Raw genomic sequence first — 25155 nt, 5'->3', positions numbered from 1 at the left:
TAGGCAATCACTGGCAGGCCTCGCAGGCTTCGGGGTTCTCGAGAGAGCAGGCGATGGCCTGCTCATCGGTGGGCTTCGGCTCGGCTCGGGCCATCTCGCTGACACCGTTCGTCTTCGTGTCCGCGCCGTTCCGGGACGCGTCGGCGGTGGTCTTCGCGATGCGCGTGGCCGGCCGCGAGCGCAGGTAGTACGTCGTCTTCAGCCCCTTCTTCCACGCGTACATGTACATGGAGCTGAGCTGGCCGATGTTCGGCGCCTCCATGAACAGGTTGAGCGACTGGCTCTGGTCGATGAAGGCGCCCCGGTCCGCCGCCATGTCGATCAGCGAGCGCATCGGCAGCTCCCACGCCGTGCGGTAGATGGCCCGCACGTCGGCGGGAATCTCCTCGAGCGACTGGATGGAGCCCTCCGCGAGCTTGATGCGGGCCCGCATGTCCTCGTTCCACAGCCCGAGCGCCTTCAGCTCCTCCACGAGGTAGCGGTTGACCTGGAGGAAGTCCCCCGAGAGCGTCTCGCGCTTGAAGAGGTTGGACACCTGGGGCTCGATGCACTCGTAGCAGCCCGCGATGGACGCGATGGTCGCCGTGGGGGCGATCGCGATCAGCAGCGAGTTGCGCAGGCCCACCTGCTTCACCCGGGCACGCAGCGCGTCCCAGCGCGCCGAGTCCTCGGGGACCACGTTCCACGCGTCGAACTGGAGCTCACCGCGCGCCGCCCGCGTCTCGGAGAAGGCCGGGTGGGCACCGTGCTCGGCCGCCAGCTCCGTCGAGGCGGAGAGCGCGTGGAAGTAGATGTCCTCGGAGATCTTCCGCGAGACGGCCCGCGCCTCGGCGCTGTCGAAGGGCAGGCGCATCTGGAAGAACACGTCCTGCAGGCCCATGATGCCCAGGCCCACCGGGCGCCAGCGGAGGTTCGAGCTCTTCGCCGAGGGGATGGGGTAGTAGTTCAGGTCGATCACCCGAGCCAACTGCCGCACCGCCGTCCGCACCGTCTTCCCCAGCTTCTCCCAGTCGAAGCTCACCCGGCCGCGCTCGTCCACCGACGTGTGCCGCGCGAGGTTGATGGAGCCGAGGTTGCACACGGCCGTCTCGTCCCCTGACGTCACCTCGAGGATCTCCGTGCAGAGATTGGACAGGTGCACGACCCGGCCCGGCAGCGCCGTCTGGTTGCACGCCCGGTTGGACTTGTCCTTGAACGTCATCCACCCGTTCCCGGTCTGCGCCAGCGTCCGCATCATGCGCCCGTACAGCTCGCGCGCCTTCAGCGTCTTCGCCGCCAGGCCCTTCTGCTCGGCCTGCTCGTAGGCGCGCTCGAACTCCTCGCCGTAGAGGTCCGTGAGGTGCGGCACCCCCTTCGGGTCGAAGAGGGACCAGTTCCCATCCGCCTCGACGCGCTTCATGAAGAGGTCGGGGATCCAGTTCGCGAGGTTCAGGTTGTGCGTGCGCCGCGCCTCGTCACCGGTGTTGTCCCGCAGCTCGAGGAACTCCTCCAGGTCCGCGTGCCACGTCTCCAGGTACACGCAGGCCGCGCCCTTGCGCTTCCCACCCTGGTTCACCGCCGCCACCGACGCATCCAGCGTCTTCAGCCACGGGACGATGCCGTTGCTGTGCCCGTTCGTGCTCCCGATCAGCGAGCCGCGCGAGCGCACCCGGTGGTACGCCAGCCCGATGCCTCCCGAGAACTTCGAGAGCATCGCCACGTCCGTGTACCGCTGGTAGATGCTCTCCAGCTCGTCCCCGGGCGAGTCCAGCAGGAAGCACGACGACAGCTGCTCGTGGCACGTGCCCGAGTTGAACAGGGTGGGGGAGCTCGGCACGTACTCGAGCATCGAGAAGAGCCGGTAGAGCTCCAGCGCCTCGGGCACCGTCTCCCCGAGCGCCACCGCGATGCGCATGAAGAAGTGCTGCGGCGTCTCCAGCACCTCGCGCGTCGTCGGGTGCTTGAGCAGGTAGCGGTCATAGACCGTCCGCAGCCCGAAGTACTCGAAGAGCCGGTTGCGCGAGGGGTCGATCGTGTCGTTCAGCTTGCGCGCGTTCGTGGAGACGAGCCGGGCCACGCGCTCGTTCACGAGGCCCAGCTTGTGCGCGGCGGCGATCGACTGCGAGAAGGAGTGGATCTCCTGCCCGGAGACCTCCTTGTCGATGTACGTGGCGAGCAGCCGCGCCGCGAGCTTCGCGTACTCGGGCTCCTCCAGCGTCAGCGAGGCCGCGGTCTGGATGGAGAGCTGATCCAACTCCTGCGTCGAGGCCCCGTCATAGAGGCCGACGATCGTCTTCGTCGCCACGCGGATGGCATCCACCTGGCGCAGCCCGTCGCAACAGCGGCCGATCGCCCGGACGATCTTGTTCAGGTCCGCGCCCTCGAGCACCCCGTTGCGCTTGCGCACCCGCATGGTGGTGTGCGGCGGCGTTGTCGTGGACGTGATGTGGGTTCCGTTCAGCATGCTCCTCCTCCTCCGTTCGCGACCGTGTGGATCCGCGGAGGAAAAGGGCTGCCCGTGTCGCGCATTGCGACGTGCGATGACTCGCCGAGCCGACCCTCGCCCCCCTCGGGCGACTGGAGCACCACAGGAGGAGAAGGGACGGGGCCGCACGGTCACGGGAGTCCGTGGCGCACGGAACCTCCCGCCTCCCCACGAGGCGTCCAGGTCGATTCTCCCCCCGGATTTCTCCCCGAGGGCAGGTGGCTGGCAGGTCTTCGGGCTCGCGAGCCCCCGGCTCATCGCCGGCTCCTACTACCGTCCCCTTCCCAGCCTCTCGGCCAGTGGTGTGGACGGGTTCGTTCTCGCTTACCGCTGCGGGGGCAGCTCCGGATTCACACCGGATTCCCTTTCAAGCCCGGGCCGAGACCCGGGCACCAGCGACGCGCGCCACCGTAAGGGGGGGACCCCAGGCTGTCAAAGGATCAGTGGCGGACGTTCCGGGCCTTGTGTCCTGCTTCGGGCGATCGTACTTCTGCGCTACCTTGGGTGGCCCTTCTCGCGCTCCCAGAGGGCAAGAGCGAGCGCCTGTTGCAGCCCCGCCTGCACCTCGCGCGGGCTGAAGGGCTGGCCCGTGTCCAGCGCCCACGCCAGGAGCGCTCCCGCGAACTCGCCCGCCGTGCGGTAGCGCTGGTTCACGTCCGGCGCCAGCGCCTTGCGGATCACCGCCGCCAGCCGCTTGTCCAGCGTGTCCGGCAGGTTCAGCTTCGCCGCTCGGATGGCCGCCATCACCACCTCGGGGTCGTCGCTGCCGCGCTCGAAGGGGTGGAAGCCCAGCACCAGCTCGTGCAGGACGATGCCCATCGAGAAGAGATCCGAGGCCAGCGTCACCGGGTCCCCGCGCGTCTGCTCCGGCGACAGGTAGTGCAGCTTGCCCGCCGTCACGCCTTCCTCCGGGCCCAGGTCCATCCCGCGCGCCTTGGCCACGCCGAAGTCGCCGAGCTTCACCTCGCACTGTCCGGAGAAGAAGATGTTGGCGGGATTCACGTCCCCGTGCACAAGCTCCAGCGGCCGGCCGGTGCGCGTGCGCGCCTGGTGGAAGCAGGCCAGCGCCCGCAGCACCTCGATGCACACGTGCACGCCCGCGGCCAACGGGATGCGCTGCCCCTGCCGCTCGTGCGCCCGGAGCATCCCGTCCAGGTCTCCACCCAGCAGGAACTCCATGGCGATGAAGTAGCGCCCGAAGGCCTCGCCAATCTCCAGCCGGCGCACCAGGTTCGGGTGCTCCAGCAGGCCCATCAGGTCCGCCTCGCCGGCGAAGGACTCGGCGGTGACGTCCTTGCGCATCAGCTTCAGCGCCACCTTGAAGGGCGTGCCCTTCTCGTCCTTCGCCTCCGCGAGGAAGACCTCCGCCATTCCCCCCGAGCCCAGGCGCGAGCGCAGCACATAGCGCCCGAAACGGCGCGAGGGGATTTCCACGGTCTTGGACGGTGCGGGGGGCGGCTGCACGGTGCCGCCAGTCTACCCCGTCACCGCTTGTCCGCGCCTTCCTCTTCCTTGGACAGCTCCAGCAGCAGGTCCAGGTCCTCCACCGTGTCCAGGCTCTCCAGCAGCTCGAGGTTCTCCACCACCTCCTTGTCCTCCGCGGACAGCTCCGGCGCCGGGGGCCTGGGGGCCGGGGCGCGCTGCTGGGGCGGGGGCGGAGACTGCTTGGAGGGAGGAGGGGACTCGGCGGCCGCGGCCGTGCCCGAGGCCAGCACGGCGGCCAGCATCACCGCGTGGCGCCAGCTCATTGCCGCCGCCTCTCACGCATCCGCTCGCGCATCTGCTCGCGCTGCTCGGGCGTCATCTGCCTCCAGCGCCGCATGTTCTCCATCATCTGCTCGCGCCGCTCCGGGTGCGCCCGCAGGTACGCCCTCATCCGCTGGCGCACCTCCGCCTTGCGCTCGGGGCTCATCCCGCGGAACTCGCGGAAGCGCTCGCGCAGCTGCCGGCGCTCCTCGGGCGTCAGCCGCTGGAACTCGCGCAGGTTGGCCCGCACCCGCTCCCGCTCCTCCTCGGGCATCTGCTTCCAGCGCTCCAGGTTGCCCTGGATGCGCTCGCGCTCCTCCGGCGGCATCGCCTTGAGCTCGCGCAGCTTCGCCCGCAGCGCTTCCTTCTGCTCGGGGGACAGCTGCTGGAAACGCTCGGCCGCCGTCTGGGGCCGCCGCGGCTGCTCCTGCTGTTGAGGCTCCGGCGGCTGGGGCTCCTCCGCCCGGCCCGCTCCGCCCAGCAGCAGCGCCACCATCAGCCCCGCTCGCGCCAGGTTGCTCCGGCCCATCATCACCGCACCTCCAGCTCGTGGAGGCTCGCAATCACCTCCAGGTCCTCGTCATTCTCCAGGCCGACGACGTCGTAGTCCTCGACCACTTCCAGGTTCATCGCCAGCTCCAGCGTGCCCGCGTCCGCCACGTCCAGCGCGGGCTCGCCCGGCGCGGCCGTGTAGAGCGCCAGCCCCGCCACCGCCGCCAGTCCCGCCGCCGGCACCAGCACCGAGGGCCTCAGCCACGCCCGCAGCCGCTCGCCCAGCGTCGGCGGCAGCGCGTCCAGCTTCGCCATCACCTCGCGCCGCATGGCCGGCGAGGGCGTGAACCCGGGCAGCCCGGCCATGCGCGCCACCGTGCGCCGCAGCAGCGCCTCCGTCCCCTGGCAGCCCGCGCAGCTCCCCAGGTGCGCCTCCACCTCGGCGCGCCGCGCGGGCACCAGCTCCCCGTCCACGTACGCCGTCAGGTCTTCCTCGAATGGACAACTCATGCCCTGCTCCTCGCGGGCACGGAGCCCGTCTGCAGTTCCTCCACCTTGCGCGCCACCGCCAGCGTCGCCCGGTGGATGAGGCTCTTCACCGCCGCCTCGCTCGCCTCCAGCGCCTCCGCGATGTCCCGGTACGCCATTCCCTCGAAGCGGCACATGGTGAAGGCCGCACGCTCCCGCTCGCTCATCGCCTTCAGCGCCTCGCCCACCGCCCGCTCCAGCTCCCGCCCCGCCAACGCCTGGTCCGGCCTGTCTCCTTCCCCTCCCGCCACCTCCAGCCCGCCCTCGTCCTCCTGTGCATCCGTCGAGGTGTGCTCCACCCGGTACTCTCCGCGCCGCACCTCGTTGAGGCAGTGGTTGGTGGCCACCCGGAAGAGGAACGTCTTGAACTTCGCCGACGGCCTGTAGCTCTTCGCGTTGCGGTACAGCTTCACGAAGATGTCCTGCGTCAGCTCCTCGGCCCGCTCCCGGTCCCCCACGAAGCGCAGGGCGAAGCGCGCCACGCTCACGTGGTACCGGTCGAACAGCAGCGCGAACGCCCGCCGGTCGCCCGCCGCCACCTTCAGCATCATCTGTGCGTCTGCGTCCGAGTCCGCTTCCACGCTTCCGTCCAACCCGGGACCCTTCCAATAGTTGCGGGGCGATTTTCCGCCCGAGCGTACCGGAGTCCCCGCGGATGTCTCCGGATGGAGGTGGGTAATGTGCCCACATGCCTCCCCAGAGGGCGGGGTGCTGTCTTCCGGGAGGCGTCCGGTGGCCCGGGCGTCGGCTGGCGGAAGCTCCGGGGTAGGGGAGGTGCGGGTTGCTTTGAAGGTCGTGGGAGCCGGTCGTTACAGTCCCGGCCGTGTCCGACACCCCCCGCACACGCCCGCCCGGCTCCGGTTCCCGCCCGAGTGAATCGGGAGAAGACGCGGAGCTGCCCTCCCTGGCCCCCTGGGAGCCGCCGGCCAGTCCCCTCGGGCCCGAGGCGGACCCGGGGCGGGTGCTCGCCCTCGTCCAGGATGCGCGGATGGCGGCCCGCGACGCGGACCGGGCCCGGGTGGCCGGTGCGCTGAACCAGCAGTTGGACGCGCTGGCGGCCGGAGGGGGCTCGCGGGAGGTGGCGGACCTGCTCGAGCAACTCCTGGAGAGCGGCCAGCTGGCGGGGCTGGAGGACCCGGGTGGCCGCACGTGCCGGGCGGCGGCCACCGAGGCGCTGACGCGGCTCGGCTTCCCCTACGCGCTGGAGGTCCGCCCGGAGGACCTGGCCTTCCTGCGCGGCCAGGACGGGGCCTCCCGGGAGTTTCCCTGGATGTCCACGGCGGCCGGGGCGCTCCTGGTGGCGGGCATCGCCGCCCAGTGGCTCCTCCAGCCTCCACCCCTGGAGCAGGGCGGCCTGGGGCTCCCCCTCGTCCTGCTCATGGGACTGTCACTGCTGACCCTGGTGCCGGCGCTGTTGGGCCCTGAACGCTCGGCGTCACAGCGGGCGGGCCTGCTCGGACTGCTCGCCCTGTCGCTCGTTCAGCTATACCTGGGCGTCTTCGGCGGTTACTACGGAGCCCTCAGCGGGGGAGCTGGACTGTTGGCCTGGTTGCTCCTCATGCTGCCTCGGCGGTGAACGCCGTGGGTCATGTCAGAGGGATGGACTAGGGTTATCCCTACGCGATACTAAACGCGAGTTCAGGTGGGCCGGGGTGGCTCGCCGCATACGCAAGGAGCAAGACGAAATGGCCGTGAATCCAGAGAAGGAGAAGGCGATCGAATTGGCGATGTCCGCGGTGGAGCGCCAGTTCGGTAAGGGGTCGATCATGCGGCTCGGCAACGAGGAGCCGCTGGTCCGGGATGTTCAGGCCATTTCGACGGGAAGCGTCTCGCTCGACATCGCGCTGGGCGTCGGCGGCGTGCCCAAGGGCCGCATCGTCGAGATCTACGGGCCGGAGTCTTCCGGTAAGACGACCCTCTGCCTCCACATCGTGGCCGAGGCGCAGAAGCGCGGCGGCGTGGCCGGCTACATCGACGCCGAGCACGCGCTGGACATCGGCTACGCGCGCAAGCTGGGCGTGCGCACGGATGACCTGCTGCTGAGCCAGCCGGACACCGGTGAGCAGGCGCTGGAGATCGCCGAGATGCTGGTGCGCTCGGGCGCCATCGACGTGCTGGTGGTGGACTCGGTGGCGGCGCTCGTTCCCAAGGCCGAGCTCGAGGGCGAGATGGGCGATGCGCACATGGGTGTGCAGGCCCGCCTGATGAGCCAGGCGCTGCGCAAGCTGACGGGTACCATCAGCAAGAGCCAGACGTGCGTCATCTTCATCAACCAGATCCGCATGAAGATTGGCGTGATGTTCGGCAACCCCGAGACGACGACGGGCGGCAACGCGCTGAAGTTCTACGCGTCGCAGCGCCTGGACATCCGCCGCGTGGGCGCCATCAAGAATGGCGAGAACGTGGTGGGCAGCCGCACCCGCGTGAAGGTGGTGAAGAACAAGGTGGCGCCTCCGTTCAAGGAGGTCGAGTTCGACATCATGTACGGCACGGGTATCTCGAAGGAGGGAGACCTGATCGATCTGGCGTCCAACGACGGCATCATCGAGAAGAGCGGCAGCTGGTTCTCCTTCAAGGGAGAGCGCATCGGCCAGGGCCGTGAGAACGCGAAGGACTACCTGCGCGACCACCCCGAGGTGCGCGTGGAGGTGGAGCGGCAGGTGATGGAGAAGTACGGCATCGGCAAGCCGGCCCTGGCCGCCGTCCCGGCTCCCACCGAGGAGGCTCCCGCCGAGGGCCACTCCGAGAAGCGCCAGCGCGTGAAGGCCGCGAAGTAGTCCGGGCCTTTTCCGCTTGAAGTATTCAGGGGCCGTCTCCCGAGAAGGGGGGCGGCCCCTTGCTTTTCTGGGTGCGTCTGGCACGGGTCTGGGTGGTGGAAGTTGAGCCACGGTGGTCGCGCACCGTGCTAGGGAGAGCGCCATGACGCTCAGCGCCATCCACGTGCGCAACTACCGCTCCTTCGCGGAGCCCCAGTCCCTGGAACTGCGTCCGCTCACGTTGCTCTATGGTGACAACAGCGCGGGGAAGAGCGCACTCGTGCGGCTTCTGCCTCTGCTGGCGGATTCGGTGAGCATGGAGGATGGAGGGCCACTCAATCTCGCCAGCGCCGCCGCTCGTGGCAGCACCTACGAGGGCCTGCGCTGGAAGGGGAGCACCTCCGATGACGCGCCCCCCGAGATGGTCTTCACCTTCGAGTGGAAGGGCGGAGCCGGGGACACCCGCATCGAAATGGCCCTCGACTGGGAGCGCTCCTGGAAGCGGCTCATCGTCAAGCGCTTCAGCCTCTTGCAAGGAGATCAGACCCTGCTGTCCGGAGAGTGGCGCTTCCGTGCCCAGGAGCAGGGCGCGGTAGCACTCACCTATGCCATCAACGCAGCGGGAGTGCTCTCCGAGAAGCCCGTTCTCTTCCGGGGGCTCGTTCCGGAATCGGAGGGCATTCCGGCGCCGCTCTCGCTCATCTTGCGTGAGGGGCTGCTCGGGCTGCGGCGTTCGGTGTTGTGGCTCGGTTCGCGCCAGTTGTCAGCTCGGAGTTTTCCCCGGCCCACCGCTCCTGCCTGGACGATGCGGCCGGATGGCGGTGACCTGGGGGCTCTCCTGGCTTCCCATCCGGAAGTGCTCAGGGAGGTGTCCGCCTGGTGCGAGGCACACCTGCAGCGTGCCGTGGAGATCATCGACGTGCCGGAGTTGGGCCATTTCCGCGTGACCCTGCGGCATACCGCCAGGGCCACGCTCGATGTGGATCTGCTCGACGCGGGAGAAGGCGTGGTGAAGGTCATGCCGGTGCTGGCGGCGCTTGCCCTGAGCCGGCGCCCCGCACCGACGGCGCCTCGCATCCTGGCCATCGAGGAGCCTGAGTCCCATCTGCACCCCAGGTTGCAGCGGGCCCTGGCCGCGCATATCGCCTCGGCTGTCAGTGGGAGCGAGGAGCCGCCGAGCGTCCTCTTGGAGACGCACTCCCAGCACATCCTGCTCGGCGTGCAGATCCAGGTGGCCAGGGGCCTGCTGCGGCCCGAGCAGGTCCAGGTCTATTGGGTGCACCAGGACGAGAGCGGCCGGAGCAGGGCCGAGCCCATCCGGTTGAGCGAGGAGGGCCGACTCCAGGGCAACTGGCCCTCGACCGTCTACACGGAGATCAACGACATGGCCGGTGAGTTGATCCGCGCCCGGCAGGAGCGCCTGCGGAAATGATTGCCACCCTGGAGGCGGCCCTCTTCGCGGCCCCGGTGGATCCGTTGCTCCTGCTGTCCATCCTCCGCCATGGCCAGGAATGCTCGGGTGCTCGAATGGGCGGACAAGGAGGGTCGTAAACCCTGAGCCTTGAGGTCATATCCTGAGAGGCGTCAGCGCCTTGAAGTACCCATGGGCCGTCTCCGGTCAGGGGGGCAGCCCCTTGCTTTTCCGCTGCCTCTGCGGCTCGTCACAACTGGCTGCGCTCTCCCTCCGACCGCTGGGACTTCCCACAGCCTCAGGAGGGCTTCATGTCCAAGACCGTGCAGGGCCTGCTCACATTCCTCATCTCGCTCGTCGTGCCCACGGTGGTGCTGCTGATCCTTAGCGTGCTGCCGGTGTGGCAGGGCATCCTCTCGCCGCAGACCGTCTCGGCATTACCCAAGGTCGCGCTCATCGTGGGAGGCAGTTTTGGCCTTCTCCATGGGCTCGAGGCGGGCATCCTATGCATCTACGACCTGGAGACGGCCGTCGGTTGGATTGAGTTGTTCATCGACCTGACGTGGAGCCTGCCGAACACGATGGCTGGGTTCGTGCTCGGCAACATCATCTACATCTTCTTCGGTAACCCCTCGCGCACGGACTCCGAGGGGCAGGCCTGGATCAGCTTCCAGCCGCGGAACTCGGGGGGCTTTGGCCACAGTGTGTTGCAGACCATCGGGACGGTGAACCTCGGGGGCGCCGGTCAGCACGAGCGCATGCACCTGCTTCAGGCTCGCGTTCTGGGACCCGGCTACATCCCCCTGGTGATTGCCTCCTACTCCGTCACCTTCACCCTCCAGGTGGTGTGGACTCTCACGCTCGGAGGGCTCCTGGCGCTGACGGGCGTGCGGAACAAGGCGTACTTCGAGCCGCCTTCCCACTCGGCCGTGGGCGGCTTCTTCGGGTGGATCTACTACGCCACCCCCATCGAGTTGTTTGCCTACGCCACGGGCAATCCCTGACACTCCGCCGCGACCCGGCCGCTTCGCACGTCAGCGCGAAGCGGTCTTTTCTGGGCGCATCCAACCGGGGCGCACGGCTTCGGTGATTCCTGTCGCCCCGTCCTGCTCCAGGCGGGCCCGCACCTTCGGAGGCGCACCGACCGTTACGTCTCTTCCTCGCTCGAAGCGCTGTGCCTTCACCAGCGCCAGCGTGGCCCGGTCCAACAGCAGCGCCCGGCTCGGTGACGGGACGAGCAGCACCGAGATGTCCTTCGTCAGCGCCTTCACCGCATCGGGCCGCAGCGTCCCGTCCTTCCGGAAGAAGCGCTCCTGCACCTCGTCGTTGGTCCCGTAATCGTCTCCCGCCCCCACCTGCGCGAGCCAGTGGGCGTACTCGCCCTGTCCATCGGCGCGCCGGGGCTCGGGAATCCCCTTCAGTCCCCGCTGCCCCCAGTGGTACCAGCCTCCCTGCCACGCCGAGCCCGCGTCGAGCTTGCGCGCGAAGCTGAAGGTGCTGTCCGTGGTCGCTCCCACTCCGCCATGGCACCCGATGCAGGCCGTGGTCTCCTCGACGTTCTGCGGCCGCAGCGCCCCGCCCGCGTCCTCGATGAAGCCCTGCATCAGCCAACCGGTGCCCGTGCCCACTCCACGCTCCGCATCCGCGAGCACGCGCTTCAGCTTGTCGGGTTGCTTCTCCTTCTCCCGGGCTTCCGCCTCGGCCGCCAGCTGGAGGTCGCTGTACGTCAGCCAGCGGGTCTTTCGCATGTAACGCAGTTCCTTCATCCGCGCGGCCATGCGGACCTGCCCTCCCTCCACATCGAGGTAGCGCAGGCTGTGGAGGAACTCGGTGCCTCGCGGGTAGAGCCCCGCCGCGGGCCAGCCGTCCTTCGTCCGGTCCAGCCCGGCCGCCTCTCCCACGTAGCCGAAGGGCCGTCCGGGCTTCGGCGGCCACACGAAGGCCACGCGCCTCGCCATGCCGAGCACTCCATCCCCGTCGAGATCCGAGCCGAGCTCGCGCTCGTCCGTGGGCGGCAGCGGCACATCCGCCCGGCGGATATACGCCTCCAGGATGGCGAGGTTGAGGCGATACACGGCCGTGCTCTCTCTCCCGTCGCGGTCGCGCCGGAACGCCGCGGGCAGGCGGATGAACACGTCTCCCGCGCTCCCGTTGGTCGGCCAGAACATGCCGGGGAAGGGCGCATAGGCGAACGCCCTCCAACCCGTCATGGCTCCGTCCGGAGAACGATCGAAACCTTCCGCGTCCGGCTGGAACCAGCAGTCCGGGGTGTAGCCCTCCCACCGGCCATTGCCGTTCCCATCCCAGGCCGCGGGAGGATGTGCCAGCGCCTCGGCGAGCCGGAGCCCGCCGCGCTCATCCACGTAGTTGCTCGCGCGCACCCAGGCCAGCAGCTCGGCGTCCGAGATGTCGACGGGCGGTGGTGGCCGCACGAGGTTCGTCCAGCGGTTCTCCTCGGCGGGGAGCGGCACCGTGAGGACCGTCTGCACCTCGGCGTCCTCGACGTAGTTGGGCGCGCGCGGCATCTGGTGACACGCGAAGCAGCCGTTGCGCGTGCGGCCACCGGGCGCTTCCTGGGTGACCGCGTAGCACTGCGCGGGCAGGTAGGCCGCCGGATTCGAGAGCCGCGGAGGCTCCCGCGGGGTTGCCGGCATCGCGGCCGTGAGGGCCTCCCGCAACTGCACGGTGGGCGCCGGCGGAGGCGGGGGACTGGAACTTCCCGAGCGCCATACGAATGCCGCTCCCGCTACCAGCAGGCCCATCGCCCCGACAACCCCTGTCACCTTCCGGCGGTCCATGTCTCTTCTTCTGCTCCCACGAGCAACGCCGTGGAGCCTCCCGGGCCTCTGCTCCCGGGAAGGCCCCACGGCTGTCTGGATGATGGCGAGGGTGCTCAGTTCATCGCCGGGAACGGGCCGATGTACCCGGTGTACGACTGCGCCCTGCTCGCATCGCCCTCGAGCTTCTCGATGTCGGACTCACCGTAGGGGTGCTGCACCTGGGCCTTGATGTACGCGAAGCCGTTGATGTCCGGGTAGAAGTAGACGCCCGTCGTCTCCGAGCCGTAGGGCGTGGAGAAGATGCGGGTCAGCTCCCGCGTGACGATGTTGTAGGCCCACACCATGTCGTTCTGGTGGCCGCTCACGGTGTCCTCTCCGATGAGCAGCGTGTCATAGCCGTTGATGAACGACAGGTTGTCGGGATTGGCGATGCCATTCACGCTGCAGACGTTCGCGGTCCCCGGACTCGACACGCCCGTTTCGCTGTCGAAGGTCGTGAAGGTCGGGTCGTAGAAGGGGCTATCGCTCGGGTAGGGTTTGGCGCCGGGCGCCTTGAGCCACACGCCCTCGACCAGCGGCGCGGCGGACTCGACGACGTAGTCACTGCCAATCGTCGCGTTGGGCGACACCACCATCTCGTAGACCGCGCCACAGTCGTTGCGCGCGACCTGGATGTGATTGCCTCCGCCCAGATCCTTCCCCGTGGGGTCGTGGGTCATGCCGTTGTTCAGCTCGCTGAAGGCCACGTAGAGCCGGTGGGCGGCGACGTTGTACGTGATGCCCTCGGTCTTGCGGAACTCGGTGGTTCCTCCCACGTAGGCCGCGTACCGGCGGCTCTCCAGGCGCGAGGCCGCCAGCTCCTGGCCGGGCTTGAGCCGCAGGCACTCGCGGCCCGTCTCCGTGTGGATGGCCCGGAATCCCTCGAGCGCTCTCGGGCAGGTGCCATCGGCGTTCTGGGTCTCGGTCTCGAAGATCTGCGAGAACTGGATGCCGCCGTCGATCAGCGCCTTCACCTGCGCGTCCGTCGCGCTCGGGCCCAGCGGCAGCCAGTAGATGTCCGCCCGGCCCGACGGTGCTCCCGACGGCGTGGTCTGGAACCACCGTGCCGCGTAGAGCTGGCCCTCGGACAGGTCTCCGGGCCGCGCCGCCACGAACATGTAGAAGCCGTCGTTGGTGCCATCGTCGCTCAAGTAGACGGTCTTCTTGTCCGGCATCACGTAGGCGAGCTCGAGCGCTCGCCTGCCCGCCGCGTAGTGCTTGGTGACCGTGGTGGCACCCGAGCCGTCGACCGCCACCTCGACCACGTAGCCATAGCGGTACGGCGAGTAGACGGCCTTGATCTGCTCGAGGGTGGCGGTGGCCGGATCCAGCCCCCAGTAGCGGATCATCGAGCGCTCCTTCAGGGTGAGCGCGCTCACCGAGGCCGCGTCCTCGTACTTGCGGGCATCCTCCGGGTACTCCTCGCTGCTCAGGTTCGTGTTCCAGGGGGACACGCTGCCCGCGCAGGGCACCCAGTAGCCCTCCACGCCCGAGAAGTCGATGGGCCGGGTGCTCAGGGGCGTGAGCTTGCCGTTGGGCTCCTGGCGCAGCTCGGTGAGGTACATCGCCGCGGGGGTGATCTCGAACTGGGTGAGCTCGAAGAGCTTGTTTCCCTGCTGGATGAGCGCCGAGAAGTCGTTGGTCGGCGAGATGAAGTCCGAGCCATCCGTGTTCTTCACCGGGCTGCCGTTCTTCTGGATCATCCGCCCGAAGATGTGCTCGCCCAGGGGCTGGCCGGAGCGCAGCAGGGTCTCGTACTGGAGGGAGACCTCCTGCCCATTCACGTTCGCCTTGGGGCTGGCGTAGACGGCCCGTTTCTCCGCGTCGGTGCGCGCGGCGTTGACCGGCGTGAAGCTGAGTGACTTGACCGTGCCGGCCGGGCCCCGCGGACCTTGCGGACCCTCGGTGCCAGGGTCGCCCGGGGTGCCCGGTGCTCCCGCCTCTCCCGTGCACGACGAGAGAGCAAGCGCGGTCAGGGATGCCCACATCAGGCGGCCCATCCGGTGCCCCCGGCTCGAATAATTGAAGCTCATGGTGTCCTCGTGTGTGTGTCGGCCCCCAGTCTATCCAATCGCACCCCGTCGGTCGTACGCTCGGGGCCCCCACTCAGAGCCACCTCTTCATCAGAGGTGCCAGTGAAAACACTTACACGAGGAGTCACGCATGACGGCCATTCCGATGGAGACCGCCGATCCCTATGGACTGATGCATCCCGAGCGGAGGAAGGACCCCTATACCAGCTACGCGCGGATGCACCGGGACGGACCCGTGCACTACTGCGAGCCGTGGGGGGCCTGGTTGGTGGTCCGCTACTCGGACGTGACCGCGGGCTTCCGCGACCTGCGCCTGTTGTCGGCCCGGACGGGCCAGTTCGGCGCGGGGTTGTCCGACGAGGTCCGCAAGATGATGGAGCCGCTGGCCCGCAACCTGGCTTCCTGGACGCTCTTCCTCGATGCGCCCTCCCACACGCGCCTGCGCGGGCTCATCACCAAGGCCTTCACGCCACGCATGGTCGAGACGTTGCGTCCGCGCATCCGGGCGCTCATCGAGGAGTTGCTGGACGCGGCGCGCGGCAAGGAGCGGATGGAGATCATCAGCGAGCTGGCCAACCCGCTGCCCGTCATCGTCATTGGCGAGATGTTGGGGCTGCCCCGGGATGACCGGCACCGGCTCAAGCGGTGGTCGGATCAGCTGGCGGGCCTCATCGGCACGGGCCGTCCCACGCCGGAGCAGGTAAAGGCGGGCCTGGGCGCCATCCTCGAGTTCGAGGCCTACTTCCGGACGCTCATCGCCCGGCGGCGCACCGAGCCCGCGAATGATCTGCTGAGCGCGCTCGTGCACGCGGAGGAGCAGGGCAGCCTGCTGAGCGAGCAGGAGCTGCTGTCCACCTGCACCATGCTGCTCTTCGGCGGCCACGAGACGACCACGAACCTGATTGGCAACGGGCTGCTGGCCCTGCTGCGCCACCCGGAGCAGTGGGAGCTGCTGCGCGCCTCGCCGGAGCTGCTGCCCGACGCGGTGGAGGAGTTCCTCCGCTACGATCCTCCGGTGCAGTTCACGAACCGGGAGGCCTCGGTGGACATGGAGATTGGAGGCAAGGCCATCCGGAAGGGCGAGCGGGTGATGCTGATGATGGCGGCGGCCAACCGGGATCCCGCGCAGTTCAAGGATCCGGACACGCTGAACGTGCGGCGCGAGGAGCTGCGCCACATGACGCTGGGCCTGGGCCCGCACTACTGCCTGGGAGCGGCGCTGGGGCGCATGGAGGCGCAGGAGACCTTCGCCGCGCTGATGCGCCGCTTCCCGAACCTGAAGCTGGAGCCCGGGGCCTCGCTGGACTGGCTGGACAGCGCGGGCTTCCGCGGGCTCCTGTCCCTGCCGGTGGTCCTGGGAGCGGAGGCCCGATAGGACTCCGCCCCCGGTCCGGTGCTACTCGGCCGTGAAGTACAGGTTGTCGAGCAGCAGCTTGTCCGCCGGAGCGCCCGCTCCGGCGATGAGCTGGAACGGGGCGTCGATGGCACTCAGCTTCAGGTTCAGGCCGCTCGCCGTGAAGTCCGCCAGCGGAATGGACAGGTGGTGCCACTCGCCGTCATTCATGTACCCGTACTTCTTCGCGTCGAGCTTCACGTCGTGGGTGTCGTCGCTCATCCCCACCTCCACCTGGGCGAAGCCGGGGTCGGACGAGCGCAGGCTGACGTGCAGCGTCTTCCACGTGCGCAGGTCACGCGTCGCGTTCCAGTGCACACCGAATCCCAGCCACGCCTTGCCCGCGTGGACGGCGAGGTCCGCGGACTTGCCCTCCACTCGCGTGGAGGAGGGCTCGAGGGTGACGGTGTTCTCGTACAGGTAGACGTGCGTGGTGGTGTTGTCCACGGGGATGTCGTCGGAGCGGCCTCCCTCGTAGAAGCCCACGCCCAGGCGGCGCTGTCCCGTCTGGTAGGGGAACGGGCCCGGGAGCGCGTCCGCGTCCGGATTCGTGCCGCCATCGGAGGGGAGGGACGGCCCGCCCTGGTTCTCGTAGTCCGACAGCCCCGGGTCCGGCCTGCACGCGGCCAGCAGCGCCAGCACCGCGTATCCAGCGACGCTCCTCATGGCTTCACCGCCCTGTCCTGACCGTTCGTCAGCTTCACCAGCGTCCAGCCGCCCCGCACCGTGCCGCCCATCTCGGTGATGCCCTTGTACGCGGGCGTCACCAGGTCATAGGCGAACGTCCCCGTGGCGTCGTAGGTGACGGCGTCGGGGAAGTTGTCGAGCACGGACTGGTAGGCGCGGATGGCCTGCGCCTTCACGAGGGGCAGCTCCTCCTGGCTCGCCTCGCCGTTCTGGTAGATGGCCAGCAGGCTGGTGCCCACGTAGAACTGGGCCTCGCCTCCCGGCTCCCGCGCGAGCAGCGTGGCCCACGAGTAGAACGCGGCCACGTGCGCGCTGCTGGATTGGATCTTCCACTTCGTCTCCGCGCCGGGCGTGGCGTGGGCGAAGGGGTTGTTCGGATCCTCCAGCACGGAGGTGTCCGGGTAGATGCCCACGTTGGGGCTGTGGAGCTGGAGCGTGAGTCCGTTCAGCGATTCGCCATACACGAAGCTGGCGGGCTCGTAGCATCCGGAGATGCCCACGGCCGCGGCCAGCACGAGCCACGTCTTCATACGGCCTCCCTCAGAGCGACAGGATTGCATACGCGCCCACCTCGTATTCGCGGCCCATCAACCCCTCCGACAGGGCCGCCGCGCTGAGGCCCTCCGAGTACTGGTCCAGCATGCGGACGATTCCGCGCACGCCGAAGCGGGTGGTCACCGCGCCGAGCACGGGCCGCTTGAGGCCGTACGACAGGTCTCCCGTGGCCTGGAGCGGATAGGTGAGGTTGAACACGCGGTGGTAGTCGTACGGGCCCCAGTCGTTGAGGCGCAGCTGCGCCGAGAGCGCCAGCGTGTCCAACAGCACGGTGCCGTCCACGCCGTAGCGGAGGATCTGCCGTGCGTCCTCGCCGGGGGACTGGTTGTAGCCCACCATGGCCGTGCCATGGAGCTTCAGGCGTTTGGTGGGGTTGCCCACCAGGCGCAGCGTGGCCTCCCACTCGTCCGCCGCGGGGGGCGCCTTGCCGAAGGCGATGGTGGCGCCGTTGGCGAGGATGGCGATGCCGGCGTCACGCGACGTGGGCTGGTGCCGGAAGACCAGGTCCAGGCCCGCGGCGAAGGGCGCGTCCTCGCGCATGTCCCGGTCCCAGGACCAGAACCACGTGCCGGGCGTCGGGTCGAAGGTGAGCAGCAGCTCGGCGCCGAGCGTCTCGCGGTTGTCCAGCACGCTGAACGTGTCCGACAGCACGCTGCGCGGCCTGACGCCCTGGAAGTACTGCCCCGTCTCCGCCACGTAGGCGTCGTTGATGGTGGGGTTGGGCCCGATGAGGGGCTTCTGGTAGAGCACGTTGGGCGCCACCTGGAAGGTGCCCAGCTGGAAGGTCATGCCCGCCTGCCCGGCGTAGTGGTTGCCGCGGCCGCTCTCGCGCATGCTCCAGCCCGTCAGCACCGTGCGCTGCTCGGGGCCACCGTCCGCCACCAGTCCGCGGAACGAGGCCTGGGCGAACATGCGCACCATGCCCAGGTCATAGGTGAAGCGCGCCTTGGCGCCGAGCGTGTCCAGGAAATGCACCTTGTCCCGGAGCACCTCGTAGCCGCTGTTCAGGTAGCTGGCGCCGTCCGTGGGCCGCGTCCAGATGAACTCCTCGCCGATGCGCTGCGGCGCCGCGAAGATGCCACCCACCTCCAGGCCCATGGGGCCGCGCTGCCACTCGAGGCCCAGCGCCGTCCTGCGCGCCACGCGCTCGCGGATGACGGAGGCCGTCTGCGCCGTGGAGCCGCGGGTCAGGTCCTCCTGGTGCACGAGCGTCAGCGTCACCGGGCCCACGCCCTTGCGGTACTTGGCCACGATGGAGGGGTTGGCGCCCCAGTACAGCTCCGGGCCCACCGCCACCTTGAAGCCGTCCAGCGCCTTCTTGCCGCTGAACACGACGCCGAAGGGGGCGTTGCCGCGGTAGATGTCGATGTTCGGCCCGTAGTGCGCCTCGCGGTACAGGTTGAAGAAGTCGCCTTCCTCGCCCCAGTGCGTGTGGCCCACGCGGTAGAAGCCCTCGAGGTTGAAGTCCTCCCGGTCCAGCTTGAACTCCGCCTGGTACAGCGCGAGGCGCTCCAGGCCGAGCGGCTGGCCCACGGCGCCAGTGGGGGGCGTGCCCGGAGCCGGGGTGCCGGTCACCGTCGCCGGCGTGGCCGGCGTGCCCCGGTTCTCGTAGAAGAGGTTGTAGAGCCGGTTCTGCGCCACGTTGCCCACGATGTTGAACGACACGCGCCCGTACACACCGGAGGTGGGCTGCATCGCCAGATCGAAGAAGATGGACTCGGTGTGGTCCACCCTGTCCAGGTTGGGCCGCGTGGTGGCGATGCTTCCGCGCGACATGGAGCTGTCCATCACCAGCCGCAGGTTGGAGACGCGCACCGCGCTCAGCTCCTCGGCGCGCGCCAGCGCCACGGAGGACTCGTAGCCGCGGGACATCTCCGTGGGGCGGATGGACTCGAAGTGCTGGCGGATGGTGTCCGGGGTGGTGGTGGCGGCGTACGGATCCAGGCGGAAGGCCGCCTGCAGCACGTAGTAGGCCGTGCGAGGCTGCACCCGGGCGATGCCCGCGTCGTCCTCGGGGCCCAGCGCGCTGATGCCGAACCACTCCTCGTTCATGTTGTTCTGGCCCTCGACGAAGTCGCCCGGGTAGCCAGCGTTGGGCCAGGACGCGGTGGTGTCGTGGACGGAGAGGTTGGCCTCCTGTCCCATCTTCCACCAGCCATCCACCCACTGGAACACGAAGCCACCGAGGGCGTTCTGCGCGCGGCCCTGCCCGTAGCTCTGCGTGTAGATCTCCTCCCACTGCTTGCGCAGGTACTCCGCCTGAGACAGGTGGTCCTCGCGGCCGGCCTTCGCGTCATAGGCGTCCGCGCCGAACTCGGTGAACATCACCGGCTTGTTCAGCTTCTGCAGCACCACGTCGAACAAGTCGCGGGCGGAGGCGCCGCGGTAGACGTTGGCGCCGAAGACGTCCAGCTCGGGGGCGAGGCGCGCGATGAGGTCCACGTACTGCGCGTCACCGTTGGCGATGGACACCGGGTGGTGCGTGTCCCGGGCCTTGATGGTGCGCACCGCCTCGCCCATGAGCGAGTACAGGTGCTCGGCGCGGGCGGCGTCCTCCTGGCCGGGGAGCGCTTGAATCTCATACCCCGTCCAGTGCAGGCCGTAGTTGTTCTCGTTGCCCAGCATCCACATGAGGACGCCGGGGGTGCCGTGGTACTGCTCCACGCGCCGCGCCAGGTCCGTGAGCAGCGCCTTGCGGTGCACCGGATTGGAGTAGTCCGTGTTCGGCGCCGAGACGCCGGCCACGAAGGTGCCGTAGCGCCCCATGAGCGGGTTGAGCACGGTGTAGATGCCGTAGTTCTCGTAGACGTACTCCACCCAGCGCGGGGGGATGTCGTCGAACTGGCGGATGGCGTTGACGCCCATGTCGCGCAGCAGCGTCATCTCCCGCTTCAGGACGGCCTTGATGAAGTCGTCCGTCTGGTTCCACAGCGAGTAGCGGTAGTTCTCGCCAATGGGCGTGTAGCCCCAGTTCATGCCGCGGATGGGGAAGTCCCGCCCGTCCACCTGGAGCTTGAAGCCGCGCTCGTCGCGGTAGACGCGCACGGTCTGCACGGCCGCGGCGGGAGCAGCCGCCACCGTGGGCTGGAGGGACGGGGCAGGAGGTGCCACCGGGGCGTCGGCCACCGGCTCGGCGGTGGCGGGCGCCTGGGAGAGCGTCACCGCCAGACACGTGACGAGGGTGAGGGAGCTCATGCCGCCTTCTCCACGTCCAGGCGGTTCTGGGTGACGACGGCGCGGTAGAGGTGGGCGCTGTCCTTGGGGATGCGCTTCTGGGTGGCGTAGTCCACGAAGACGAGCCCGAAGCGCTTCTGGTAGCCGAAGGCCCACTCGAAGTTGTCGAGCAGGGACCAGGCGAAGTAGCCGCCGAGCGGCACGCCCTGGCGCACGGCATCCAGGCACGCATCGAGGTGCGTGCTCAGGTAGTGCACGCGCTGGGTGTCACGGATGCGCCCGTCCGCATCCGGACCGTTGGCGTAGGCGCAACCGTTCTCGGTGATGTAGATGCGCGGCGGGTGGTAGTCCTTGTGCAGGCGCGTGAGCAGCGTGGTGAGGCCGGTCGCGTAGACCTCCCAGCCCATGTCCGTGAACTCCGGCCCGGCCTGGACGGTGCGGGGGGCGTTCTTCTCCTCGGGGATGCGGTCGCTGCGGATGATGCCGCGGTTGTAGTAGTTCACGCCCAGGAAGTCGGTGGGCGTGGCGATGGCCTCCATGTCCCCGTCCCGGACGAAGTCCAGCGTCTCCGAGGAGATGCGGCCGGCCGCCAGGTGGTCCGCGATGACGTCCTTGGGATAGCCCCGGCCGTAGAGCGGATCCAGGAACCAGCGGTTGAAGCTGCCATCGAAGGCGCGGGTCGCGTCGAGGTCCTCGGGGCTGGGCGAGGCGGGCTGCGGGGGCACGAGGTTGAGGGTGATGCCCACCTCGGCGTTCTTCGCGTTGGCGCGGATGACGGACACCGCCTGGCCGTGCGACACCAGCAGGTGGTGGGCCGTGGCGAGCATCTCGCCCCACTGGTTCTTGTGGCCGGGCGCGTGCTCGCCGTTGGCGTGGCCCAGGAAGCTGATGCACCAGGGCTCGTTGTGCGTAATCCACCGCTGCACGCGATCGCCGAGCACCTGGCTCACCACGTCCGCGTACTCGACGAAGGCGCTCGCCGTGTCACGCGCGGGCCAGCCGCCCTTGTCCTGCAGGGCCTGCGGGAGGTCCCAGTGGTAGAGCGTGACGAAGGGCTCGATGCCGGCCTTCAGCAGGCCGTCCACCAGGCGCGAGTAGAAGTCCAGGCCCGCCTGGTTCACCTTGCCGCGGCCCGCCGGGAGGATGCGCGGCCACGCGATGGAGAAGCGGTACGACTTGACGCCCAGCCAGCGCATGAGCTCCACGTCATCGCGCCAGCGGTTGTAGTGGTCGCATGCGACGTTGCCGTCCGTGCCGTCGGCGATCTTTCCCGGCGTGGCGCAGAAGCGGTCCCAGATGGACTCACCGCGCCCGTCGGCGGAGGTGGCGCCTTCGATCTGGAAGGCGGAGGTGGCGACACCCCACAGAAAGTCAGGAGGAAACTGCCGCATCGTCGACGACTCCTTTCGAGGATTCGAGGTGGCAGCGGACGAGGTGGTCCGCCGCGAGTGGGTGTTCAGGCGGGCGCGTGGCATGGCAACGCGCATCCGCGTGGGGACAACGGGGAGCGAAGGCACAGCCATTCGGGGGCACCGGCCCCGTCGAGGCCTTCACGGGCAACGGGGCCCGCAGGAAGTCCGCGCCCTCCGGCACGGCCGAGCGCAGCAGCCGCGTGTACGGGTGCCGGGGCGCCGCGAGCACCTGCGCGGTCGGCCCCGACTCGACGACGTTGCCCGCGTACAGCACCATGACGCGGTCCGCGAGGTGCCGCGCGCTCGCCAGGTCATGGGTGATGAAGAGGATGCCGATGCCGCGCGTCTTCGTCAGGCCGCGCAGCAGCTGGAGCACCTCCCGGCGGGTGGACACGTCCAGCATGGAGGTGGGCTCGTCCGCGATGATGACGTCCGGCTCCACCGCGAGGGCCCGCGCCACGGCCACGCGCTGGCGCTGGCCGCCGGACAGCTCATGCGGGAAGCGCCGGGCGAAGGACTCCGCGGGCGTCAGCCCCACCGACTCGAGCAGTGCGTGGACGCGCGCCTGGAGCTCCGCCCGCGTGGCCCGCCCGTGGCGCAGCAGGGGCCGCTCCAGGTGGTAGCCCACGGTGTGCACGGGGTTGAGCGAGGCGAACGGATCCTGGAACACCATCTGCACGCGGCCCCGGTAGTGGAGCGAGGCGCCCTGCTTCTCCGCGGCGAGCATGTCCTCACCGCCGAGCCGCAGACTCCCGCCGTCCGGCGCGTCCAGCCGCGCGAGCACCCGGGCCAGCGTGCTCTTGCCGCTGCCGGACTCGCCCACGAGCGCGACGATCTCCCCGCGCTCCAGGGTGAACGACACGCCATTGAGCAGCGTGCGCCGGGAGCGGGAGAGGAAGCCTCCCACGGGGACGCTGCGCGACAGCCCGGTGACCTCCAGCAGGGGAGGGCTCATTGATGACCTCCACGGAGCGCGGTCCGCACGGGAGCGGGCCCGTTGGCCGCGAGCGCGAGCTCCGGTGACGGCCCGGCCGCGTCGTCGGCGCTGAGATGGGGGAAGGACGACAGCAGCAGGCGCGTGTACGGGTGGCGGGCCCCGGCGCGCAGACGCTCCGAGGTGTCCACCTCCACCAGCTTGCCACCCTGGAGCACGCCCACGCGGTCGGAGATGGCCAGCAGCAGCGGCAGGTCATGGGTGATGAAGAGGACCGCGAAGCCCAGCCGCTCCTTCAGCTCGAGCATCCGCTGGAGCAGCTCCTTCTGCACCACCACGTCCAGCGCGGTGGTGGGCTCGTCCATGACCACCAGTTTGGGCTCCAGCGCGAGCGCGAGCGCGATGCCCACCCGCTGGCGCATGCCGCCCGAGAGCTGGTGCGGCCAGGCATTCACCAGCTCCGGCGACAGCCCCACCATGGCCAGCAGCTCTTGTGCCCGGGCGTAGGCGGCCGCCTTCGAGGTGCGCCCGTGCGCCGCCAGCGTGTCGTGGAACTGCTCGCCCAGGGTGAGCACGGGGTTGAGCGCGCTCATGGCGCTCTGGAACACCATGGACACCTGGGACCAGCGGAAGGCGCGCAGTGCTTCCGCGTCCAGGGCCGTGACGTCCGTGCCGTTGAACAGGATGCGCCCCTGGCTGATGCGCGCGGCGGGCGGCAGCAGGCGCAGCAGCCCGAAGCCGATGGTGGACTTGCCGCTGCCGGACTCGCCGGCCAGGCCGAGCACCTCGCCGGGCGCGATGTCGAACGACACCGTGTCCACCACGCGCGAGGGGCCACGCTCCGTCGCGTACTCGATGCACAGCTCGCGCACGCTCAGCAGCACCCCGGGCGCCTGGGGCTCGGTCTGCGCGGCCGTCACCACCGGGGCGATGGGGGCCACCGCGGGAGGGGCCTTGAGCGCCGGGTTGGTCAGCTCGTCGATGGCGGAGCTGAGCAGCGTGAGCGAGAAGCCGACCAGGGCGATGCACACGCCGGTGGGGACGAAGATCCACCACGAGCGCGTCAGCAGCGCCGCGTCGTTGGAGGCCCAGTAGAGGTTGGTGCCCCACGTCACCGAGCCCACGTCACCCAGGCCGAGGAACTCCAGGCCCACCTGGGCGCCCACGGCGTAGAGCGTGTTGCCGATGAACGAGGAGCCGAGCAGCGACGCCATGTTCGGCAGCAGCTCGCGGGAGATGATGCGGGCCCGGCTCTCGCCCGCCACCAGCGCGGCGGCCACGAAGTCCCGGTTGCGCAGGGACAGCGCCTCGGCGCGGAAGACGCGGGCGTTCCACGCCCAACCCGCCACCGTCAGCACGGCCACCATGCGCAGCGGCCCGGACGGCAGGTACGCGCCCAGGACGATGGCCAGCGGCAGTCCGGGGATGACGAGGAACACGTTGGTGGTGAGCGACAGCACGTCATCCACCCGGCGGCCCAGGTAGCCGGCCGTCACGCCGATGAGCGCGCCCACCAGCGTGACGAGCAGGCCCACCGCGAAGCCCACCGCGAGCGTCTCGCGCGCCCCCACCACCGTCTGCGCGAGCACGTCCTGTCCCTGGCCCGTGGTCCCGAAGAGGTGGGCGCTGGAGGGCGGCTGGTGGGGGCGGCCCACGAGGTCGCTCGGGTTCATCACCAGCCAGGGCCCCACCAGGGCCATGACGAGGAAGAACAGCAGGATGCTCCCGCCCACCGCGGCCTTCCGGTGGCGGAGCAGGCGTCGGATGGAATCAAGCATGGGCGCGGGTCCTCGGGTCCAGCCAGAGGCAGAGCAGGTCCACGGCGAAGTTGGCGGCGAGCACCGCCAGGGTGATGACCAGGAAGAGCCCCTGCATGAGCGGGTAGTCCTGGTTGCGCACCGCGAGGATGAGCAGGTACCCGGTGCCGGGGTACGAGAAGACGATCTCCGTCAGCAGCGAGCCGCTGAGCACGAAGCCCAGGGCCATGCCGAAGCTGGTGACGTTGGGCAGCAGCGCGTTGCGCGCGGCGTAGCGGAACATCACCTGGCGCGGGGGCAGCCCCTTGGCATGGGCCAGCCGGAGGGTGTCCGTGCCCAGCGTGGCCACCATGGTGTTGCGCATGCTCAGCATCCACCCGCCCAGCGTGGCCACCACGATGGAGGCGGCCGGCAGCACCGCGTGCCGGACCACGTCCGCCGCGAAGGTGAAGGACAGCCCCGGCTCCAGGTCATGCGAGTACGCGTGGCGCAGGGGGAACCAGCCGAGCCCGAAGCCGAAGAGGTACAGGGCCAGCATGGCCAGCCAGAAGTAGGGGAAGGCGCCGAGGAAGGCGAACGCGGGCGCCACCACCGAGTCCAGCCACCCGCCGCGGTTCCACGCCGCGAACACCCCGAGCAGGGAGCCCACCACGAAGCTGATGATGACCGCGCACCCGGCCAGTCCCAGCGTCCACACCAGCCCCGTGCCGATGACCTCCGACACGCGGGACGGGTAGTAGGCGTAGGACAGCCCCAGGTCCCCGGTGAGCAGGTGCTTCAGGTAGGTGAAGTACTGCATGTACAGCGGGGCATCCGTGAAGCCGAAGGCGGCGCGCAGGGCCTCCATGGCCTCGGGCTGCACCCGGCCCTCGAAGCGCGCGAACATCGCGGAGGCCGGGTCTCCCGGGGCGAGCCGGGGGATGACGAAGTTCAGCGTGAGCGAGGCCCACGCGGCGATGAGATAGAAGCCGAGCCGCCGCAGGAGGTAGTTCAT

At 69.4% G+C, this 25155-nt stretch carries 21 protein-coding genes and 1 riboswitch; of the genes, 6 read left to right on the top strand and 15 right to left on the bottom strand.

Translation table 11 applies throughout. The annotated features are described in order from the left end of the window. Window positions 1-7: 7 nt before the first annotated feature. From AC16DP_RS28370 to AC16DP_RS28345, 6 genes are all read right to left on the bottom strand, one after another. Window positions 8-2443, bottom strand: coding sequence for a ribonucleoside-diphosphate reductase subunit alpha (locus tag AC16DP_RS28370; RefSeq protein ID WP_329728300.1), 2436 nt, complete (start codon window positions 2441-2443; stop codon window positions 8-10). A 228-nt stretch (window positions 2444-2671) separates the two neighbouring features. Next, a riboswitch (cobalamin riboswitch) is annotated at window positions 2672-2876 on the bottom strand. Window positions 2877-2959: 83 nt separating this feature from the next. Beyond that, the gene (locus AC16DP_RS28365; RefSeq protein WP_329728299.1) at window positions 2960-3928 is read right to left on the bottom strand and encodes a serine/threonine-protein kinase; all 969 of its coding nucleotides are present in this window, start codon (window positions 3926-3928) and stop codon (window positions 2960-2962) included. Window positions 3929-3948: 20 nt separating this feature from the next. Continuing rightward, the gene (locus AC16DP_RS28360) at window positions 3949-4212 is read right to left on the bottom strand and encodes a hypothetical protein (protein WP_329728298.1); all 264 of its coding nucleotides are present in this window, start codon (window positions 4210-4212) and stop codon (window positions 3949-3951) included. Continuing rightward, on the bottom strand, window positions 4209-4742 hold the full coding sequence (locus tag AC16DP_RS28355; protein ID WP_329728297.1) for a DUF3106 domain-containing protein: 534 nt from the start codon (window positions 4740-4742) through the stop codon (window positions 4209-4211). Before AC16DP_RS28355 ends, AC16DP_RS28360 begins: the two co-directional genes overlap by 4 nt. Further along, a complete protein-coding gene (locus AC16DP_RS28350) occupies window positions 4742-5212 on the bottom strand; it encodes an anti-sigma factor family protein (RefSeq protein ID WP_329728296.1) in 471 nt (156 codons plus the stop codon). The genes AC16DP_RS28355 and AC16DP_RS28350 overlap by 1 nt, the downstream gene beginning before the upstream one ends. After that, entirely contained in the window at window positions 5209-5811 is a 603-nt protein-coding gene (locus tag AC16DP_RS28345) for an RNA polymerase sigma factor (protein WP_329728295.1), read from the bottom strand. The genes AC16DP_RS28350 and AC16DP_RS28345 overlap by 4 nt, the downstream gene beginning before the upstream one ends. Window positions 5812-6053: 242 nt before the next feature. Here AC16DP_RS28345 and AC16DP_RS28340 point away from each other — a divergent pair, with 242 nt between their 5' ends. The 5 genes from AC16DP_RS28340 to AC16DP_RS28320 all read left to right on the top strand — a co-directional run bounded on the left by AC16DP_RS28340 (window position 6054) and on the right by AC16DP_RS28320 (window position 10401). Beyond that, on the top strand, window positions 6054-6806 hold the full coding sequence (locus AC16DP_RS28340; RefSeq protein ID WP_329728294.1) for a hypothetical protein: 753 nt from the start codon (window positions 6054-6056) through the stop codon (window positions 6804-6806). Between the two features lie 109 nt (window positions 6807-6915). Continuing rightward, complete coding sequence (gene recA / locus AC16DP_RS28335) at window positions 6916-8007, top strand: recombinase RecA (RefSeq protein ID WP_329728293.1); 1092 nt, start codon at window positions 6916-6918, stop codon at window positions 8005-8007. Window positions 8008-8149: 142 nt separating this feature from the next. Continuing rightward, window positions 8150-9418 (top strand): AAA family ATPase, encoded by a 1269-nt coding sequence (locus AC16DP_RS28330; RefSeq protein WP_329728292.1) that lies wholly within the window; start codon window positions 8150-8152, stop codon window positions 9416-9418. Continuing rightward, the gene (locus tag AC16DP_RS28325) at window positions 9415-9537 is read left to right on the top strand and encodes a hypothetical protein (RefSeq protein ID WP_329728291.1); all 123 of its coding nucleotides are present in this window, start codon (window positions 9415-9417) and stop codon (window positions 9535-9537) included. Before AC16DP_RS28330 ends, AC16DP_RS28325 begins: the two co-directional genes overlap by 4 nt. A 171-nt stretch (window positions 9538-9708) precedes the next feature. Next, window positions 9709-10401, top strand: a complete 693-nt coding sequence (locus tag AC16DP_RS28320; protein WP_329728290.1) for a hypothetical protein — start codon at window positions 9709-9711, stop codon at window positions 10399-10401. Window positions 10402-10431: 30 nt separating this feature from the next. Here AC16DP_RS28320 and AC16DP_RS28315 read toward each other — a convergent pair whose 3' ends face one another. Together AC16DP_RS28315 and AC16DP_RS28310 are read right to left on the bottom strand one after the other, a co-directional pair. After that, entirely contained in the window at window positions 10432-12195 is a 1764-nt protein-coding gene (locus AC16DP_RS28315) for a hypothetical protein (protein ID WP_329728289.1), read from the bottom strand. A gap of 95 nt (window positions 12196-12290) precedes the next feature. Next, window positions 12291-14249, bottom strand: a complete 1959-nt coding sequence (locus AC16DP_RS28310; protein ID WP_329728288.1) for an alkaline phosphatase PhoX — start codon at window positions 14247-14249, stop codon at window positions 12291-12293. Between the two features lie 130 nt (window positions 14250-14379). On the opposite strand from AC16DP_RS28310, the gene AC16DP_RS28305 reads away from it, so the two are divergent. Then, window positions 14380-15624: a cytochrome P450 gene (locus tag AC16DP_RS28305; RefSeq protein WP_329728287.1), complete on the top strand. Its 1245-nt coding sequence runs from the start codon at window positions 14380-14382 to the stop codon at window positions 15622-15624. Between the two features lie 21 nt (window positions 15625-15645). Here the strand turns inward: AC16DP_RS28305 and AC16DP_RS28300 are convergent, their stop codons facing one another. From AC16DP_RS28300 to AC16DP_RS28270, 7 genes are read right to left on the bottom strand one after another with little or no spacing between them, the layout of a single operon-like run. Beyond that, window positions 15646-16308 carry a hypothetical protein gene (locus tag AC16DP_RS28300; protein WP_329728286.1) on the bottom strand — a complete coding sequence of 221 codons (663 nt, stop codon included), beginning with the start codon at window positions 16306-16308 and terminating at the stop codon, window positions 15646-15648. Continuing rightward, window positions 16305-16859 (bottom strand): hypothetical protein, encoded by a 555-nt coding sequence (locus AC16DP_RS28295; RefSeq protein ID WP_329728285.1) that lies wholly within the window; start codon window positions 16857-16859, stop codon window positions 16305-16307. Before AC16DP_RS28295 ends, AC16DP_RS28300 begins: the two co-directional genes overlap by 4 nt. A gap of 10 nt (window positions 16860-16869) precedes the next feature. Then, on the bottom strand, window positions 16870-20079 hold the full coding sequence (locus AC16DP_RS28290) for a glycoside hydrolase family 2 TIM barrel-domain containing protein (protein WP_329728284.1): 3210 nt from the start codon (window positions 20077-20079) through the stop codon (window positions 16870-16872). Further along, entirely contained in the window at window positions 20076-21449 is a 1374-nt protein-coding gene (locus tag AC16DP_RS28285; RefSeq protein ID WP_329728283.1) for a GH1 family beta-glucosidase, read from the bottom strand. The genes AC16DP_RS28290 and AC16DP_RS28285 overlap by 4 nt, the downstream gene beginning before the upstream one ends. Next, window positions 21430-22425 (bottom strand): ABC transporter ATP-binding protein, encoded by a 996-nt coding sequence (locus AC16DP_RS28280; RefSeq protein WP_329728282.1) that lies wholly within the window; start codon window positions 22423-22425, stop codon window positions 21430-21432. Before AC16DP_RS28280 ends, AC16DP_RS28285 begins: the two co-directional genes overlap by 20 nt. Continuing rightward, window positions 22422-24182: a dipeptide/oligopeptide/nickel ABC transporter permease/ATP-binding protein gene (locus AC16DP_RS28275; RefSeq protein ID WP_329728281.1), complete on the bottom strand. Its 1761-nt coding sequence runs from the start codon at window positions 24180-24182 to the stop codon at window positions 22422-22424. Before AC16DP_RS28275 ends, AC16DP_RS28280 begins: the two co-directional genes overlap by 4 nt. After that, window positions 24175-25155, bottom strand: a complete 981-nt coding sequence (locus AC16DP_RS28270; RefSeq protein ID WP_329728280.1) for an ABC transporter permease — start codon at window positions 25153-25155, stop codon at window positions 24175-24177. Before AC16DP_RS28270 ends, AC16DP_RS28275 begins: the two co-directional genes overlap by 8 nt.

The sequence above is a fragment of the Archangium sp. genome, from assembly GCF_057119385.1.
Note: the sequence above shows the minus strand (reverse complement) of the source record. Positions and strands in the feature narration are given on the sequence as shown.